Origin of the sequence: Gracilibacillus lacisalsi DSM 19029, from assembly GCF_000377765.1 — a bacterium.
In the GTDB taxonomy this organism is placed as follows: Bacteria; Bacillota; Bacilli; order Bacillales; family Amphibacillaceae; genus Gracilibacillus; species Gracilibacillus lacisalsi.
This window is the reverse complement of the sequence record NZ_KB898664.1, coordinates 293,878-311,228: the sequence shown is the minus strand read 5'-3', so window position 1 is coordinate 311,228 and position 17,351 is coordinate 293,878. Positions and strand designations below refer to the sequence as shown.

The 17,351-nt window shown below is 35.7% G+C and carries 16 protein-coding genes and 1 other annotated feature; all 16 genes read right to left on the bottom strand.

Annotated elements, in window-relative coordinates; genetic code table 11:
* Nucleotides 1–164: 164 nt before the first annotated feature.
* The gene (locus D569_RS0106540; protein WP_018931608.1) at nucleotides 165–1,277 is read right to left on the bottom strand and encodes a Nif3-like dinuclear metal center hexameric protein; all 1,113 of its coding nucleotides are present in this window, start codon (nucleotides 1,275–1,277) and stop codon (nucleotides 165–167) included.
* On the bottom strand, nucleotides 1,264–1,956 hold the full coding sequence (locus D569_RS0106535; RefSeq protein ID WP_018931607.1) for a tRNA (adenine(22)-N(1))-methyltransferase: 693 nt from the start codon (nucleotides 1,954–1,956) through the stop codon (nucleotides 1,264–1,266). The genes D569_RS0106540 and D569_RS0106535 overlap by 14 nt, the downstream gene beginning before the upstream one ends.
* A gap of 72 nt (nucleotides 1,957–2,028) precedes the next feature.
* Complete coding sequence (gene cccA, locus D569_RS0106530) at nucleotides 2,029–2,388, bottom strand: cytochrome c550 (protein ID WP_018931606.1); 360 nt, start codon at nucleotides 2,386–2,388, stop codon at nucleotides 2,029–2,031.
* Nucleotides 2,389–2,532: 144 nt separating this feature from the next.
* A complete protein-coding gene (locus tag D569_RS0106525; RefSeq protein WP_156822899.1) occupies nucleotides 2,533–3,084 on the bottom strand; it encodes a hypothetical protein in 552 nt (183 codons plus the stop codon).
* A 119-nt stretch (nucleotides 3,085–3,203) separates the two neighbouring features.
* Nucleotides 3,204–4,319: an RNA polymerase sigma factor RpoD gene (rpoD, locus tag D569_RS0106520; RefSeq protein ID WP_018931604.1), complete on the bottom strand. Its 1,116-nt coding sequence runs from the start codon at nucleotides 4,317–4,319 to the stop codon at nucleotides 3,204–3,206.
* 20 nt (nucleotides 4,320–4,339) lie between these two features.
* On the bottom strand, nucleotides 4,340–6,163 hold the full coding sequence (dnaG, locus tag D569_RS0106515) for a DNA primase (protein WP_018931603.1): 1,824 nt from the start codon (nucleotides 6,161–6,163) through the stop codon (nucleotides 4,340–4,342).
* A gap of 415 nt (nucleotides 6,164–6,578) precedes the next feature.
* On the bottom strand, nucleotides 6,579–7,418 hold the full coding sequence (locus tag D569_RS0106505) for a pyruvate, water dikinase regulatory protein (protein ID WP_018931602.1): 840 nt from the start codon (nucleotides 7,416–7,418) through the stop codon (nucleotides 6,579–6,581).
* 25 nt (nucleotides 7,419–7,443) lie between these two features.
* Nucleotides 7,444–9,537: a glycine--tRNA ligase subunit beta gene (gene glyS, locus D569_RS0106500; protein ID WP_018931601.1), complete on the bottom strand. Its 2,094-nt coding sequence runs from the start codon at nucleotides 9,535–9,537 to the stop codon at nucleotides 7,444–7,446.
* Entirely contained in the window at nucleotides 9,524–10,420 is an 897-nt protein-coding gene (gene glyQ, locus D569_RS0106495; RefSeq protein ID WP_018931600.1) for a glycine--tRNA ligase subunit alpha, read from the bottom strand. The genes glyS and glyQ overlap by 14 nt, the downstream gene beginning before the upstream one ends.
* 531 nt (nucleotides 10,421–10,951) lie before the next feature.
* Nucleotides 10,952–11,125 (bottom strand) — a binding site (T-box leader).
* A 48-nt stretch (nucleotides 11,126–11,173) separates the two neighbouring features.
* The gene (gene recO, locus D569_RS0106490) at nucleotides 11,174–11,926 is read right to left on the bottom strand and encodes a DNA repair protein RecO (protein ID WP_018931599.1); all 753 of its coding nucleotides are present in this window, start codon (nucleotides 11,924–11,926) and stop codon (nucleotides 11,174–11,176) included.
* Nucleotides 11,927–11,950: 24 nt separating this feature from the next.
* Complete coding sequence (locus D569_RS23950; RefSeq protein ID WP_018931598.1) at nucleotides 11,951–12,091, bottom strand: YqzL family protein; 141 nt, start codon at nucleotides 12,089–12,091, stop codon at nucleotides 11,951–11,953.
* A gap of 152 nt (nucleotides 12,092–12,243) precedes the next feature.
* Nucleotides 12,244–13,149, bottom strand: coding sequence for a GTPase Era (gene era / locus D569_RS0106480; RefSeq protein ID WP_018931597.1), 906 nt, complete (start codon nucleotides 13,147–13,149; stop codon nucleotides 12,244–12,246).
* A gap of 174 nt (nucleotides 13,150–13,323) precedes the next feature.
* Nucleotides 13,324–13,695, bottom strand: a complete 372-nt coding sequence (locus tag D569_RS0106475) for a diacylglycerol kinase family protein (RefSeq protein ID WP_018931596.1) — start codon at nucleotides 13,693–13,695, stop codon at nucleotides 13,324–13,326.
* On the bottom strand, nucleotides 13,667–14,137 hold the full coding sequence (gene ybeY / locus D569_RS0106470; RefSeq protein ID WP_018931595.1) for an rRNA maturation RNase YbeY: 471 nt from the start codon (nucleotides 14,135–14,137) through the stop codon (nucleotides 13,667–13,669). Before ybeY ends, D569_RS0106475 begins: the two co-directional genes overlap by 29 nt.
* Before the next feature lie 2 nt (nucleotides 14,138–14,139).
* A complete protein-coding gene (locus D569_RS0106465) occupies nucleotides 14,140–16,281 on the bottom strand; it encodes an HD family phosphohydrolase (protein ID WP_018931594.1) in 2,142 nt (713 codons plus the stop codon).
* A gap of 116 nt (nucleotides 16,282–16,397) precedes the next feature.
* A complete protein-coding gene (locus D569_RS0106460; RefSeq protein WP_018931593.1) occupies nucleotides 16,398–17,351 on the bottom strand; it encodes a PhoH family protein in 954 nt (317 codons plus the stop codon).

Here is a 17,351-nt window from a genome sequence, read left to right as displayed (position 1 = left end):
TTTCTTCACCAAGTTAGCTGAAGCCGAGCCCACGGAAAGCGCAGTATTCTGCCGGAGCGTATGTGAGCACTCATCATCAATCAGAATGGAAGATGATCACACTCCACAAATTTTCATTACTTCGCAGTATATATCTACAATCATTCAAGCGCAATTCATTTGGCTTATTGGTAACGAAATGGATCGGTTGATAAGGTTGAGATCTCTACTTCGATTTTTTCTGGTAATGCATCAAGGTTTGCTAAGAAATAATCTTTTACCCCTTCTTTCATTACTTCCTCGACATGGTGACCTGGATCAATCAAGCAAATCCCCGCTTCCTCTGCATCTTGCGCTTCATGAAAGGTTAAATCACCCGTTATATATAGATCAGCACCAGCATGGCGTGCAACATCGATATAACCTTTACCACTACCTCCAAGTACAGCAACCTTCTTAATCCATTTATCTTGATCGCCAACATAACGCAATGCTGGGATATTTAAATTACGTTTAATTAATTCCGCATATTTTGATAATTTCATCGGCTTAGCAAGCTTACCGATTCTGCCTAACCCTTCCTGATTACCTTTATTAGCAAGTGGTACTAGGTCATACGCCATTTCTTCATATGGATGTGCTTTCTCTGCAGCTTGCAAGACAGCAGACAACTGTGATTTCTTTATAATAGTTTCTACTTTATACTCATCTACTTCCTCTATTTTACCCAGTGTACCAAGGAATGGATTAGTCCCATCTAACGGTTTGAAAGCACCTGTTCCTGCAGCTCTGAAAGTGCAATGGCTATAGTTACCGATGTGCCCTGCTCCAGCATCCCCTATTTTCTCGACCACATCATCCAAGTGTGATTGCGGAACATAGACGATAAATTTCAACAGTTGGTCTTCTATGGTTGGTACTAATACCTTTGTGTTGATTAGTTCTAACCTTTGCGCCAGCAGGTCGTTTACACCCCCACTGACTACATCTAGATTAGTATGGGCTGCATATACGGCGATATTGTGCTGAATTAACTTTTTCACTACTCTGCCTTTCGGATCTTGAAAATCAATTTTCTTTAAACCTTTGAATAACAGCGGATGGTGCGCGATAATAAAGTCGACATTTTTCTCAATCGCTTCATCTACGACTGCGTCTATCACATCTAACGTAATCATTATTTTCTTCACTTTTTTGTCCTTTGCTCCTACTTGAAGGCCTACATTATCCCAAGACTCTGCATATTGCTTAGGAACCCATTTCTCGAATAAGTGGATTACATCCTTAACGGTTGTCATCTTCTATTACCTCCTCAATCCATTCTATCTCTGCCTCTAGCTTCCTAATTTTTTCAACCGGCAAGTTTGCAGCTTGTTTCATCTGATTGATTAACTTGATACGTTTTTCTTTTTCATGGCACCATTTTTTTAAAAAAATTTCACTTTTTTCTTGTAAAAGGTATGGACCAAATAATAGTTCTTGTTCAGAAAGTTCTGAAGACTTATTTTGATAATCACTAACTATTATCTCATAAATATATCCATCCTCTGTAATAATTTCTTCTGCAACAATCTGATAGTGATGATCAATTAACCACTTACGAACAATTTGAGCGTCTATATTAGGTTGTAAAATTAATCGGGAGACACCAGATAATTTTGCCTTACCTTCTTCCAATATGGTTCGAATTAGCTTTCCTCCCATACCAGCAATGGTAATTTGATTCACTTCTTTTTCCTTAATCATTTCCAAGCCATTCCCTTTTCGCACTTCAATTCTGTCAGCTAGTCCATATTCTCCAACGGTTTGCTTTGCTCTTTCAAACGGACCCTGGTTAACTTCACCAGCAATGGCTGTTGCATGTACGTGCCGTGAACAAACATAGCATGGTAGATAAGCATGGTCAGATCCAATATCAGCAAAATGAATTGGATCCTGCAGGTATTGGGCTAGTTGTTCTAGTCTTTTGGATAACATATTTTTTGTCCTCTCTTAACTATATTGAAAGATGAAAAAAGCCTTCTGTAGACACAGAAAGCTTTTGCAAATTTATTCTTGTCCCTCAGCAAGCCATTCAGCTAACACTGCAGCTTCTTCGTTCGTTACTAAACCACCTGGCATATTACCATTCTCAGAACCGTTGATAATCATACTTTCAATTTCATCAACACTTAATCTCTCATGAACATCATTAAGCGATGGACCACTTCCACCTTCTAAGTCACCGCCATGACATCCAATACAGCTTTGTATTAATGCTTCTGGATCAGCTTCTGTTGTTTCACCTTCACCATCTCCACCTGTTGCAATTCTTTCTTGTTCGTTGAGACCAACTACGGATAAAATGATCATCGCTAAAATCCCAAGAACAGCAATAAGTGCAAAAGGTATAATTGGATTTTTCTTCATCGTTTTTTCCTCCTTCAATGACACTTCAAGTTGGATTTTACGTACCAACAATTTTTTCTACTATGTATAAATGGAAAACCATCTTTATTTTACTTTAAAAAAGACAAATAGAAAAGTGATACTCATTAAAATTCATGAAAATGTCTAAAAATAATTAAAACCAAGCATAATGATCAGAATAATTAAAATAAAAACACCTGCCACTTGTAAGAAAAATTGCTTTTTCAATTTACCAAAAGTAATCCAAGAAATACTATTAATAAAAATCCACAAATAGGTGATCCACCCTACTTTAATATGATCATTCATCCATAATACAGTAGCAAATAAAAACACTACAAAAAATATCATAATAGCAAAAGAATTTTGTAATCCACTATGCCGTGAAAAAATCTTCATCATCGCGAACGCGATACAGAGTGTGAGAACGATACCAATTATTTGTACCAAAAGATTATCGGTAAATTGAAAAATGAAAAACGGCAATAATATCAGTAAGGTGTCCAAAAAATAAAACAGTAAATAATAAGGTGTTTGTTTCATTTCTTTATTTTTCTCTGATAGCCCTTCACCTTCCGTATAAAGAGCTAACAAAAAATCACAATACTGATTGGGTAACAATTGATGTGTTTTCCAGTAATTAATTTCGTTAATAATTGTTTGCTTACGTTCTTCTTCCATTAATACCATCTCCAAGTCAGAACCACTTTAACCATTATATCGGATTATTAGATGAAACATTGATAGTCTAAGCAAAAATTTAAAATGAACTATCTTCTGTGAAAGAAGATAGTTCATTAATCACACTTAAAGATTTATTCCAAGAAATCTTTTAAACGTTTGCTGCGACTTGGATGACGTAATTTTCGTAATGCCTTTGCTTCAATTTGGCGAATTCTTTCACGAGTCACGCCAAATACCTTACCGACTTCTTCTAATGTTCTTGTTCTGCCATCATCTAAACCAAAACGCAATCGAAGCACATTCTCTTCACGATCTGTTAGTGTATCTAAGACATCTTCTAATTGTTCTTTTAATAACTCATATGCTGCATGATCTGACGGTGATGTAGCTTCTTGGTCCTCGATAAAGTCTCCAAGGTGTGAGTCATCTTCTTCACCAATCGGTGTTTCCAAGGATACAGGCTCTTGAGCAATCTTTAAAATTTCTCTTACCTTGTCAGGTGTTAAATCCATGTCCTTCGCAATTTCCTCTGGCGTTGGTTCTCTTCCCAGATCCTGTAGTAATTGACGTTGAACACGAATCAGTTTATTGATTGTTTCTACCATATGAACAGGAATTCTGATCGTTCTCGCTTGGTCAGCAATTGCTCTTGTAATAGCTTGGCGAATCCACCAGGTTGCATAGGTACTAAACTTAAATCCTTTACGGAAATCGAATTTTTCTACTGCTTTTATAAGCCCCATGTTACCTTCTTGAATAAGGTCTAGAAACAACATACCGCGCCCCACATAACGTTTGGCGATACTAACGACTAAACGAAGGTTTGCTTCCGCTAACCTTTTTTTAGCGTATTCGTCACCTTCTTCGATTTTCTTTGCAAGATCAATTTCTTCCGAAGCAGATAATAAATCAACTCGACCAATTTCTTTTAAATACATACGAACTGGGTCGTTAATTTTAATTCCTAACGGTACACTTAAGTCATTTAGGTCAAATTCTTCCTCTTTTGACAGCTGCTGCATGGTAGGATCTTCATCTGAATCTCCTATCACTTCAACACCTTGTTCATTCAGGTACTCATAGAATTCATCCATTTGGTCAGATTCTAAGTCAAAATTTGATAATCTTTCTGCTACTTCCTCATATGCTAATACACCACGTTTTTTACCTAATTCCAATAATTGGTCTTTGGCCTGCTCAACTGTTAATTCAGCTTCTTTTGAACGTGACGGCTTGTTTTCTGCCATGAGTGCCCCTCCTTCCAAAACTAACTCCAATTTTTCGATTGTTGTTTTATCTTTATAATCTCCATTGCTACTTTAGCTGCTTCTTTTGGATCTGTTTTCTCTAACTGTTTCATTTGTTGTTGTAGTTGTTTAATTTTCTCACTGTCTGTCTGTTCTGATTGAATAAGATGGATATAATCTTGCAGCTCCTTCTCTGATATTTCCCAAGAATAATCCATCATTGATAACTCAACAACTGTTTGTTGAAGATTTGCATCTTCCAGATATGTTAAGAAATGACTGGGATCAGGTGGATTCCCTTCCTCATAATATCCGTACAAATGGGTTACAATAATTTGATGTTGCTCTAAATTGAACTTAGATCCAATTGTTTCTCTGACTTTTTCTGCAATGTGAGTATTTTGTAACATGAATGCGATCAATCGACGTTCTGCATTTTGATATGCTGGCGGTAAAACATTTAACTGTTTCGGTGTATATTTCTGTTGATTTCCACCATTAGTATTACCAAACCTAGCATGGTTATCATCATTTTTTTTGATATTTCGCATTTGAGACATTAATTCTTGTGATAAAGCATCATAAGAGAGATTAAATTCTTCTGCTAATTCTCGTATATAATGATCTCGTTCAATAGAACTATCTAACTGTGCAATTTCCCCTATTACTCTTTCTACATATTGCAGTCGATCTCCTTCAAGTTTTAAATTAAAATTCTTTTTTAAATATTTCATGAAGAAGACCATTTCGGTATCTGCTGTTTCAATCACTTCTGTTCGAAATTTGTCACTGCCATACTCTTGTATATATTGATCTGGATCATAATTATGAGGTAATGTTGCTACTTTTATGTTACAACCAACTTTTTTCAATAACTGAATAGCTTTATACGTAGCATTTTGACCGGCATCATCACCGTCATAACAAATGAGAACTGTATCAACATACCTTCTTAAAAGACTGGCATGTGATTCGGTTAAAGAAGTCCCTAATGATGCTACGCCATTTGTAATACCAGCCTGATAAGCTGCAATTACATCCGCAGAGCCTTCAAAAAGTATTACTTCTCCTTTTTTCCTAATTTCACTTCTAGCCAGATCAAAGTTGTAGAGTAATTTACTTTTCTTAAACAATGATGATTCAGGACTATTCAGATATTTAGGTTGCTGATCTGAAATAGTTCTTCCTACAAATCCAACTGTTTTCCCTAAATGATTACGAATTGGAAAAATAACTCTTGCTTGGAATCGATCATAATAGGCCCCTTCATTACCAGCCGTTAATAATCCGGCATTTGCCATTCTCTGTTTGTGGAAACCTTTATTCTCTAAAAATTGCGCAATAAAATCTCTTGATGTTGGCGAAAAACCAATTTGAAACTGATCGATTGCCTCATCTGAAAACCCTCTATCATATAGGTATTCCAAAGCCTTTTTTCCATCTTTTGTATGACGTAATAAATGATGGTAAAGCTTAACCAACCACTGGTAAGCATCTAAAATGGTTTGTTCTTCGTTATTAACCCTTTCATTTGCTGGTTCTTTCAATTCAGGAATAGACTGACCAGATTTTTCAGCTAAATATTGAATAGCCTGTTGAAAAGTATATCCTTCCATTTCCATAATAAATGTTATGACATTGCCACCTTTGCCACAACCAAAACAATGATAAATTTGCTTATCTTGATTAACGGAAAAAGAAGGTGTATTTTCAGAGTGAAAAGGGCAAAGTCCAAAATAGTTGCGGCCTTGTTTCTTTAATTGAACATATTCTCCTACAATATCAACAACATCATTAGCACGACGAAGTGATTCAATTGTTTCATCTGACACTTGATAGGCCATTATTTATCACCATTTCTCACAACTACTCAGTATAAGGTTCGACAATTTTCTCATCCTCGGTATAAACAACAGCTATTACTGTGTAAACAGTACAGCCTCTTGTTAACATAATACCTCCAACTTAGTTATGATAAACACCATATTAGAATAATGACTATTATCCATACGATGACAATAAATTGTCGGATAACAAAAAAACTCCTTACGGATACATTATTCTACACAAAACCGCAAATTCCTGCTAAATTCTAAGTTTTTTTGAAAAAATGTTTTCTTTCATTGCTAACCTATAGTGAAATGGCTAGCAAAACCTTATTATATTAGTAAGTAATATACATTTTATTGATAATATAAACATTTTCACAAAATATAATTATAATACATAAATAAAATATTTGCCAACATCTTAACTTATTTATTCACTTGCCTTGTTATCATGTAAATCCCAATAAGGCTGATTGATCATATTTAAAATAATATTAGCTGTTTCTTCGACAGCTTTATTCGACACATCAATCACAGGACAACCCAGTTGATGAATAATCTTATCAAAATAATCTAATTCAGATTCGATTCGGTTTAAATTTGCATATGCAGCTTGATCATCCAGTCCAAGACTTTTGAGTCGTTCCTTCCTAATTCCATTTAATTTTTCAGGACTGATTCTTAACCCAATACATTTATGGGTAGGAATGTTAAATAAGGAAGAAGGCGGTTCTACTTCAGGAACAATTGGTACATTCGCAACCTTCAATTGCTTGTGTGCTAAATATTGTGATAACGGGGTTTTTGACGTTCTGGAAACTCCAATTAATACGATATCTGCTTGTTCTACCCCTCTTGGATCTCTGCCATCATCATAGCGAACTGCAAATTCAATAGCTTCCACTCTACTAAAGTAATCTTCATCCAACTTATGAATAAGTCCTGGCTCTTGTTTGGGTTTCTTTTGAAATTTTCGTTCCATTGCCTGGAGCATCGGACCCATTATGTCCACACATTCGACATTTTTATTCGCGGATTCCTGGATTAAAAACTCTCTGAACATGGGGTTGACTAACGTGAATCCAATCATTGCACCTAATTGTTTCGCGTGGTAAACAGCCCCACGCAAAACTTCGATATTTTCTACATAGGGTATGCGATATAAATCATAGTCATTTTCACTCATAAATTGACTGAGTGCTGCTTTTGTTACTAATTCTGCTGTTTCACCAACTGAATCAGAAACAACATAAATAATTGCTTTTTCCATGTACGTGATGGCCTCCTCAGTCCGCCTAAATCTGCGTCTGTTTCCATTGGACTTTGGTTAAATCTGCAAATTGATGAATTTCATCGGCAATTACTTTCAATAAAGCTAAACGATTATGACGAATCTGTTCATCATCAGCCATTACCATTGTATTATCGAAGAATTGATGGATAGGTTCAACCAATGGTGTTAATTGTTCCAGTGCTTCTTTGGCATCTTTCTTCACCATTGCATTACGATATAGATCTTTTATATCTAAAAATGATTGATATAATTGGTTTTCCTCATCTTTTTCGAAAAGTTTTGAGTCGACAGTTACGTCTTCCTCGGCTTTCATTGCTAAATTCATTACACGGACGAAAGCTTCTTGTTTGTCTTTAAAATCAACGTCTGTACGTTTTTCTTTCAATAATTGTGCTTTTTCTAGTACTAACGAGAAATCTGCTAATTCATTGACAAGAACTGCCTCTATAATATCTGCTTCAATGTTTGCTTCTTTCATAATATATGCAGCACGTTGTTTGAAAAATGATTCTAATTGTGTTAATACGTGAGATTTTTCTGTTGTTGAAATATTTTTGGCATCAAATAAACCAAATACCTTTTCGATTAATTGATTAATATTAACATCCCAGCTATTATGTTGATTAATCTGTAAAATACCTAGCGCTTGTCTTCTTAATGCATAAGGATCTTGAGAACCACTTGGTATCAAGCCTACCGCAAAACATCCAACAATAGTATCGATTTTGTCTGCAATACTTACAACAGATCCTACCACACTAGCCGGCAATTTATCATGGGCATTTCGCGGCATATAATGCTCCTCTATAGCTTGTGCGACGGCATCATCTTCACCAAAAATTGTTGCATATTTTCTTCCCATTATACCTTGCAGCTCCGTGAATTCATTAACCATGTTGGTTACTAGATCAAATTTACTTATCTTCGCAGCTCTTTCGATTTGCTTCTTTTCCAGCTCGGTTAAATCTAATTCAGTTGCAATAATTTCGCTTATTTCTATTACTCGTTTCACCTTGTCTGCAATTGTACCAAGGCTTTCTTGGAACACCATCCGATCTAATTGTTTTAAGTTATTATCTATTGATTGTTTCTGATCCTCTTCATAGAAAAACTGTGCATCCTGTAGTCTTGCCTGTAATACCTTTTCATTACCTCTTGACACCGTACCAATGTGATCATTTGTACCATTACGCACGCCAATAAAAAATGGTAATAACTGATTATCTTTCGTTTGAACAGGGAAGTAGCGTTGATGCTCTTTCATAGAAGTAATTAGTACTTCTTTTGGTATATGCAAAAATTCCTCACTAAAATGGCCAAAGAATACAGTTGGATACTCTACTAGATGCGCTACTTCTGTTAGTAAATCATCATCAACTGGAATATCCCAGCCATTTTCTTGTTCCAGTTGTTTAATACCTTCAACAATCATTTGTTGCCGTTTCGTTGTTTCTGCGATTACATATTGCTTACTTAATAGCTGTGAATAGTTAGATGGTGTTCTTATTTCTATTTTCTCCCCTAAAAAGCGATGTCCGAAGCTGACATTACTTGTCTGGACACCTGCAATCTCAAAAGGAATAACATTTTCATCTTGTAATGCTACAAGCCATTTTATCGGTCGAATAAAGCGCAAGTTTTGATCAGCCCAACGCATATTTTTAGGGAAGTTTAAGCTGAGAATAATATCTTTAAAATCCGGTAACAACTCTTCCTGTGTTTTACCTTTTAGAAATTTGTTGACAAAAACATATTCTGTTCCATTAATTTCTTTTACATACAGATCATCTACAGACTTTCCTTGACCTTTAGAGAAGCCGATCGCAGCTTTCGTCCAATTTCCTTCATCATCCCTTGCAATCTTCAAGGCAGGGCCTTTTGCTTCTTCTTCTTGATCGGCTTGTTTGTAGTCTAATCCTTCAATCAGTACAGCAAATCTCCTTGGAGTTATATAGGTGGTTAGGTTTTGATAAGCTAATCGAATCGTTTTAAGCCATTCGATCGTTTTATTCTTTAATTGCTTTTCCGTGTCATTCATAAAACGAGCTGGCATTTCTTCTAAACCAACTTCAAATAAAACATTAGTTGTTTTCATGACGGTTTTCTTCTCCTTTCAACATCGGGAATCCAAGTCTTTCTCTTTCTGCTACGTATAACTTAGCGATCTCTCTTGCTAAATTACGGACACGTCCGATATATCCGGTACGTTCTGTTACGGAAATAACACCTTTTGCATCTAATAAATTAAAGGTATGAGAACATTTTAGAACATAATCATACGCAGGAAAGACTAAATCTTTTTCCATTGCTCGTTTTGCTTCTTGTTCATATGTAGTGAACAAGTCAAAAAGCATGTCTGTATCAGATTCTTCAAATGTGTACTTAGAATGTTCATACTCCGGCTGATAGAAGATATCTCCAACTGTAACTCCTTTTGTCCATTCTAAATCAAATACATTCTCTTTATCTTGAATGTAGGAAGCTAATCGTTCGATGCCGTAAGTGATTTCAACGGCTACCGGTTTTGCTTCCAGTCCACCAATTTGTTGAAAATAAGTGAATTGTGTTATTTCCATACCATCTAACCAGACTTCCCATCCTAGTCCAGCTGCACCTAAAGTTGGGTTCTCCCAATTATCTTCAACAAAACGAATATCATGATGCTTAGGATCAATTCCTAACTTTTCTAATGATTCCAGATATAGTTCTTGAATATTGTCTGGAGATGGTTTCATAATCACTTGGAATTGATGGTGTTGATATAATCTGTTTGGATTTTGCGCATAGCGACCATCTGCAGGTCGACGTGATGGTTCTACATATGCTACGTTCCATGGTTCCGGACCTAGACTACGTAAAAGGGTCATAGGTGACATTGTTCCGGCCCCTTTTTCAACGTCATATGCTTGCATTAAGATACAATTTTGATCTGACCAATGCTTTTGTAAAGTTAATATCATCTCTTGAATATTCTTCATCAGTACATCCTCCTATGTATAGACGGTTTGATAACAATTTTAATAAGAAAACTTTAAACACATAATGCGAACTAGTGAAAATACTATTTGTTTGAACGGTCACTTATGAAGTAATTTTGACATTTATCGTGATGATAACCGGCACTCCGGCTGCCCACTTCCCGTTCCGTGGGGTTTGCCCTTCAGCTAACTTTTTCGAGCATAACCCGCTCGAAAAAGTGGATCTTCAGGTCAAACAATTCCCACAGGAGTGGAAGTGGGCGGCCTTCGCTAAGATTTGCTCCACAACGCTAGTATGAAGACGCATCGTATTTCTGTACACGATGGATTTTCCATTGAGCCATGTTACAAAAGCTTTCGCGTCTTCCAGACAAAGAACTGGCAAGCAAACGTTCTTAGTTTTCTACTCCCCCATATTTTGAATGGATGAGTAAAAATCCATGTCCACTTCATTTCGCAGTTTATGCATTATGTGTTATAGATGAGAGAGCAATAGAAAAACCCGTCCCTATGCCTTATCCACTGATAAAGCATAGGGACGGGTTTGCCCGCGGTTCCACCCTATTTGTCACCAAAAATTATGATGACCACTTTGTTAAAAGTTGCTCTAGAGCGCCTTCCTGATTTTGACCTTATTCAGCTCCCACCATCCTGAACTCGCTTGAAAGACAATCAATCAGTACTACTCTCTTTCTTTGCAATCCGCTATTCATTTCATTTTTACATCATACGCAAGATTACACCAATTGTCAATTATAATTTATCATTTAACTGATTCATCTGTTTCAGAAATCTTTTGGACTTCAAATAATAACCGCCATGCTCTTCATAATATTGATCCATGATTCTCTGGAGTATCATTTTATTTTCAGTTTTTACTGAAATATTCCCGATTTGTTCCACTTCAACCCAAGCGAATAACGCCATTAGTTTTGCTACTTTTTCAGGTATCGAAATCGCATTCTCATCTAATCGCATACAATTCCTGCATAACAACCCACCATTGGAAATAGAAAATACTTTTAAATCTTGAGGGTTTCCGCATGAAACACATTGTGTCACTACAGGAGCGAACCCTGCTTCTTTATACATTTTCCATTCATAGATCATTGTTAATATCTCGGGATCCTTATCATCATCTATTCGCTCAATTGTATGTAATAATTGCTTATAGATAAAGGGGTTATACTTTTTAGCATCGACCAATTTATCCGTTAATTCTGCTAAATAACTAGTATATGCGGTCTTAAATATATCTTCCCGTATTTTACGAAAGGAAGTGATCACTTCGCCTTGCTGAATAGTAGCAAGACTTGATCCTGGCTGAATCAGGAATGAACCATGAATAAATGGCTGCGTAATAGCAGCCATTCTACTTTTTGTTTTCTTTGCACCTCTTGCTATGGCACCAACTTTTCCTAATGTCGGTGTTAATATGGTCACAATTTTATGTGTTTCCCCATAATCCTGTGTTTTCAAAATGAAGCCTTCAACTTTTTCAAACACAAGCTTCACCTTTCCCTTTCACGCTTAAAAATGAGTATCCTTTAACAACGAATCGTCAACTTCTTCTTCTTCTTCCTCAAAATCATCTGACTCCACTTGTTTCATCCATAAGTAAGCTTCAATATTGCCTGTTTGACTAAAAATTTTCCATGGTACATCGATCACAATAAACCTCACCTTTCCTTATGGTAATCTTTCATTGTGTTCAATATTAGATTTTCCTGAAATCTTCATTCAATTAGTAAAAATATTTACCATGTATCAAACTACAAACAACAACTTATCAAACATTTACTGCTGAGATACTACATCTTATTTTAATATTCATCCTGATTAAAACCAAATTCACTTAGTTGATGTGGTTTATTCCGCCAATTTTCTTGCACTTTCACCCATAACTCTAAATAGACTTTCGAACCTAACAATCGTTCGATATCTTGTCTAGCTCGTTTCCCAATCTCTTTTAGCATTTGACCTTGTTTACCAATAATAATACCTTTTTGCGATTTTCTTTCAATCACAATGGTTGCTTGTACTAAGACTTTTTCATCTTCACCGCGGTTATCAATTCCATCTATTACTACAGCAACAGAATGAGGTACTTCTTCTCTCGTTAATTGTAAGACCTTCTCTCGTATTAATTCACTAATGATAAATCGTTCTGGATGATCGGTAATTTGATCATCTGGATAATATTGAGGGCCTTCCGGAAGATGCTCTGTAAAGACATCCATTAAATGATTAACATTATTTCCCTCCAGAGCTGAAATCGGTATAATTTCTTTAAACGGATACTTGTCCTTATATTGGTCTATAAGTGGCAGAAGTTGATCAGGATGAACAAGGTCAATTTTATTAATGACTAAAAAAACAGGTTTTTTGATCGATTCCAAGCGATCCATGATATACTGATCACCCATACCATAGCCTTCATCCGCATTAATCATAAACATAATTGCATCTACTTCGTTTAAAGTATTCTCCGCAATTTTCACCATGAAATCTCCTAATTTATGCTTAGGCTTATGAATTCCAGGAGTATCAATAAATACGATTTGTTTTTGCTCATCAGTGTATACACCTTGAATTTTATTTCTGGTAGTTTGTGCTTTATCGCTCATAATAGCAATTTTTTGACCAATAACATGATTCATAAAGGTTGATTTCCCTACATTTGGTCTACCAATAATGGCTATAAATCCTGATTTGAAATTGTTATGCATAACTTTTCCTCCGCTTTAAATCCTGTTGCTTATCTATAACATAATAATACTATATCTTCTCTGACATTTCATACTTTCGACAAAACTAGTGGTAAAGTTTAAAAATATGTGCTCCTATAGTCTAAAATCACGATACTAAACGTTCGTAAAACCTCCTCTAAGGAAATGTTCGGTTTATGACAAAATCTTTGGTGCAAAAATGAGACAAGCAATGATGATTGCCACAATGGCAGTAACGAAGACCGCGCCTGCAGATATGTCCTTGGCAACCCCTATCTGAGGTTGGTGCTCAGGCTCCAAATAATCTAAAGCTCTTTCCAAAGCAGTATTCATCATTTCCATACTTATAACCGCACCAATCGTCAAAAACAAAATAGCCCATTCTATCACGGAAATAGAATAGAGAACCCCAGCAATTAGAACAATAGTTGCTGCAATAAAATGAATTACAATATTCCGCTCTGACAAAATGGCAATTTTCAGACCGTTCAATGCATACCGCAAACCAAAATGAAACTTATTTTTCTCGCGATAATCCGAACTCATTTAATATCTCCTCTTGTCTGGAAAACATTTTTCTTTCATCCTCTTCATTCATATGGTCATAGCCAAGCAAATGTAAAAAACCATGTAAAGCTAAGAATCCTAATTCTCTAGAAAAAGAATGATTGTATTCCAAAGCTTGTTCATTTGCTTTATCAACCGAAATGATAATGTCTCCTAAAGTTACAGGAATATCAGCTCCGATGATCCTTATCTCTTGATCAACTTCTTCTTCAAGAGCAAAAGATAAGACATCTGTTGGCTTATCCAGTTCGCGATATTGTTTATTTAACTGTTGGATTTCATCATTATTGACAAATGAAATGGATAACTCTGAATTAGCTGCAATGTTTTCCTGTTTTGCAGCATGATTAAGCAATTGACTAATTAAATCCAAATGTTCCTCTGATACTTTATTTGTTTCATCATGAAAATCTATTTCCATTTCTATTTCGCCTCCTTCATGTTGGATTCCTTAGGGTACTGAATTCGAGAGTGGTAGATACCTTTTAATGTCTCACAAATTACTAATTTCATTTGTTCTAATTCCTTAAATGTTAAGGTACTATCGTTTAACTGACCGTCTAATAATCGATCTTCAAAAATAGATGATACCACTTTTTCAATCTCTTCCTGAGTGGGGTTTGCCAGTGATCTTGCAGCTGCTTCAATGGAATCACAGATCGAAACTACAGCAGCTTCTTTCGTCTTTGGTTTTGGCCCCTCATATCGAAAATCGTCTTCATTTACTTTGTCATTCCGTTCTTTCGCTTTGTAATAAAAATACTTCAATAAAGTTGTGCCATGATGTTGTAAGGCAATATCAATAATCTCGTTAGGTATTTTTTCTTTTTTTAGCAGCTTTGCACTATCAACTGGATGCTGCAAAATGATTTCTGCGCTCTGATAAGGATCAAGATAATCATGGGGATTTTTCATTCCCATTTGATTTTCTATAAAATAATGAGGCCGGATTGTTTTACCAAGGTCATGATAATATGCTGCAACGCGAGCTAATAAACCATTTGCGCCAATCGCTTCACAGGATGCCTCACTTAAATTAGCTACCATGATACTATGATGGTAGGTTCCAGGGGCTTCAATTAACAACTTACGTAATAATGGTTGATTAGGACTTGATAAAGCTAAAAGCTTTGTATCAGATAAAATCCGTAATCCCGTCTCAAAGAAAGGCAACATCCCCATTGTTAATACCGTAGCAAATATTGCCGAGAGAAATCCATATCCACTTAAAGATAAATAATCCAACCACGAATATTTTTCGAAGGATAAGAATAAAAATAAACAGATTGTTACCATATTAATGACGGACGTAGCTAATCCACTTTTAATAATCGATCCTCTATCTTTAACTACTGACAAGGAGAAAATACTGGCTAACTGAGAAAAGATAATAAAAATTCCTGCTTCCATATTTAACAATCCTGGAATATCCGCATTAAAAATGACACTGCCAATCACACCGTAAAATAACGACATAACTATAGCAATTCGTTCGTTAACTAAGATTTTTAATAACATAGATACCGTGGCGACAGGGGTAACTAAGTATAAAGGATTAACAGAAGTTGTATAAAAACTTACTACTTTCATCAGTAACACAATAAAAATGCTTAATACGCTAACTGCCAATAGTTTACGAAAATGAAAATTAGACCTGTTCATATGGTGGCTTAATTCAAAAAACAAAAATAAGCCAATTAATGTAACTAACAGGAATAAACCAATCATCGGATAAAAATTACGTTCTTCGTTTAAAAGGCCTGTAACCTCAAGCTCTTCATATAATTCATTCGTGATCAATTGTCCTTCTTCAACAATTACTTCTCCTGCTCTTATCATTACAGGCTCAACACTATTTCTCGCTTGTTGTTGCGCTTCATTAGTTTGGTCAGCAGAGAAAAATGAATTAGGTTGTATACTAAAGGCAATGAGTGGCCGTAAAGCATCCACAAAAGAAGGATCTAATGTTGAATACGTCAGTTTTTGTTGAGCTGTCTGAATGGCTTGATCCACTTCTTCGACCTTAATGCCATTATAATACGCGTCATATAATGCAGTCGTAATTAATTCCTTCGCTAATACTCTTTCTTCATTTGTCGCTTGGAATAATGCTCTAAACGTAGTTCTATCAACTTCAAGAAGTAGTTGATCGTGAACTATATTTTCAAGATAAGTAATCTTTTCTGAAACAGAATCAAGGGTTTCTTCCTCCGAATCTAATTCGATATTTCCTGATTCGATTTTGTCTATCGCTTCGAAAACCTCATTTATATATGTAATTTGTTCTTCGGTCACTTCTTCCGAAATTTCGAAATGATCCTCCACGGATTGGACTACTTCTCTAATCCTCCGTTCCGTTTCTTTGGTATTCTCGATCGTAATAGGGGAACGAATAGTTTCATTAGCTGTAGAAAACTTTTCTATATCATACGTTTCTGTATGAACATTCTGGTAAGTTACAACAAAAAAGATGCTTGCGATTGCAATGCATGCTGTAACTAATTGAATTTTATTATACTGAAAAAAAGAAACAACTTTTTGTTTTAACCACCAAAGTTTTTTCATTTCGATTCCCCCATCTCTTGGGCTTTCCATTCGGAAATATTTTAGGAGAGAGTGACCTTAACTTTCACGGCACCATCCATACGTGAGACCCCCAAATGATGGAAGTCCCATTTCATTTAATTATCATAAGCTTCAATAATTTTTTGTACTATTGGATGTCGTACCACATCAGATTGCGATAAATAAACAATACCGATACCTTTCATATTGACTAGTTTTTCTTTTGCCTCCGTTAAACCTGATTGAACTCCGTGCGGCAAATCAATTTGAGTGACATCACCAGTAATCACCATTTTGGAGCCAAAACCTAAACGCGTTAAAAACATTTTCATTTGTGCATTGGTTGTATTTTGAGCTTCATCTAAAATAACAAAAGCATCGTCTAACGTTCTACCACGCATGTAAGCAAGGGGTGCAATTTCAATCGTTCCTCTTTCGATCAAACGCATCGTATGCTCGGTCCCCAATACATCATGTAAAGCATCATATAAAGGTCGTAAATAAGGATCGACTTTCTCCTTTAAATCTCCCGGTAAGAAACCTAAACTTTCTCCTGCCTCAACTGCTGGTCTTGTTAAAATAATTCGCTTTACTTTGCCATTTTTTAGTGCGTGGATAGCCATTACTACAGCTAAGTATGTTTTACCAGTACCCGCTGGACCTATCCCGAAGACAAGATCATTCTGTTTCATCGTCTGCAAATAATGGCGCTGCCCTAAAGTTTTTACACGGATGGATTTGCCTTTTGCATTTTTGGTAATTTCATCTTCAAATAATGTTTCTAATTGGTTAATTTTACCTCTCTTTGCAAGGTCTACTGCATAAATAACATCTCGCTCTGTGATCGTGATTCCTTTTCTAATAATGGTTAATAATCCATTTAAAACTTCTTGAATAACTTTGACATCTGTATTACTACCAGAAACACTAATTTGCTCACCACGAGAAGTTATCGATACTTGCAATTGTTCTTCTAATTGCTTTAAATGTCGATCTTCTGTACCGAAAAGTGTTAATGCTTCATTCGGATTTTCTAATTGTAAATCAATCATCTTTAGATCTTCTGACAT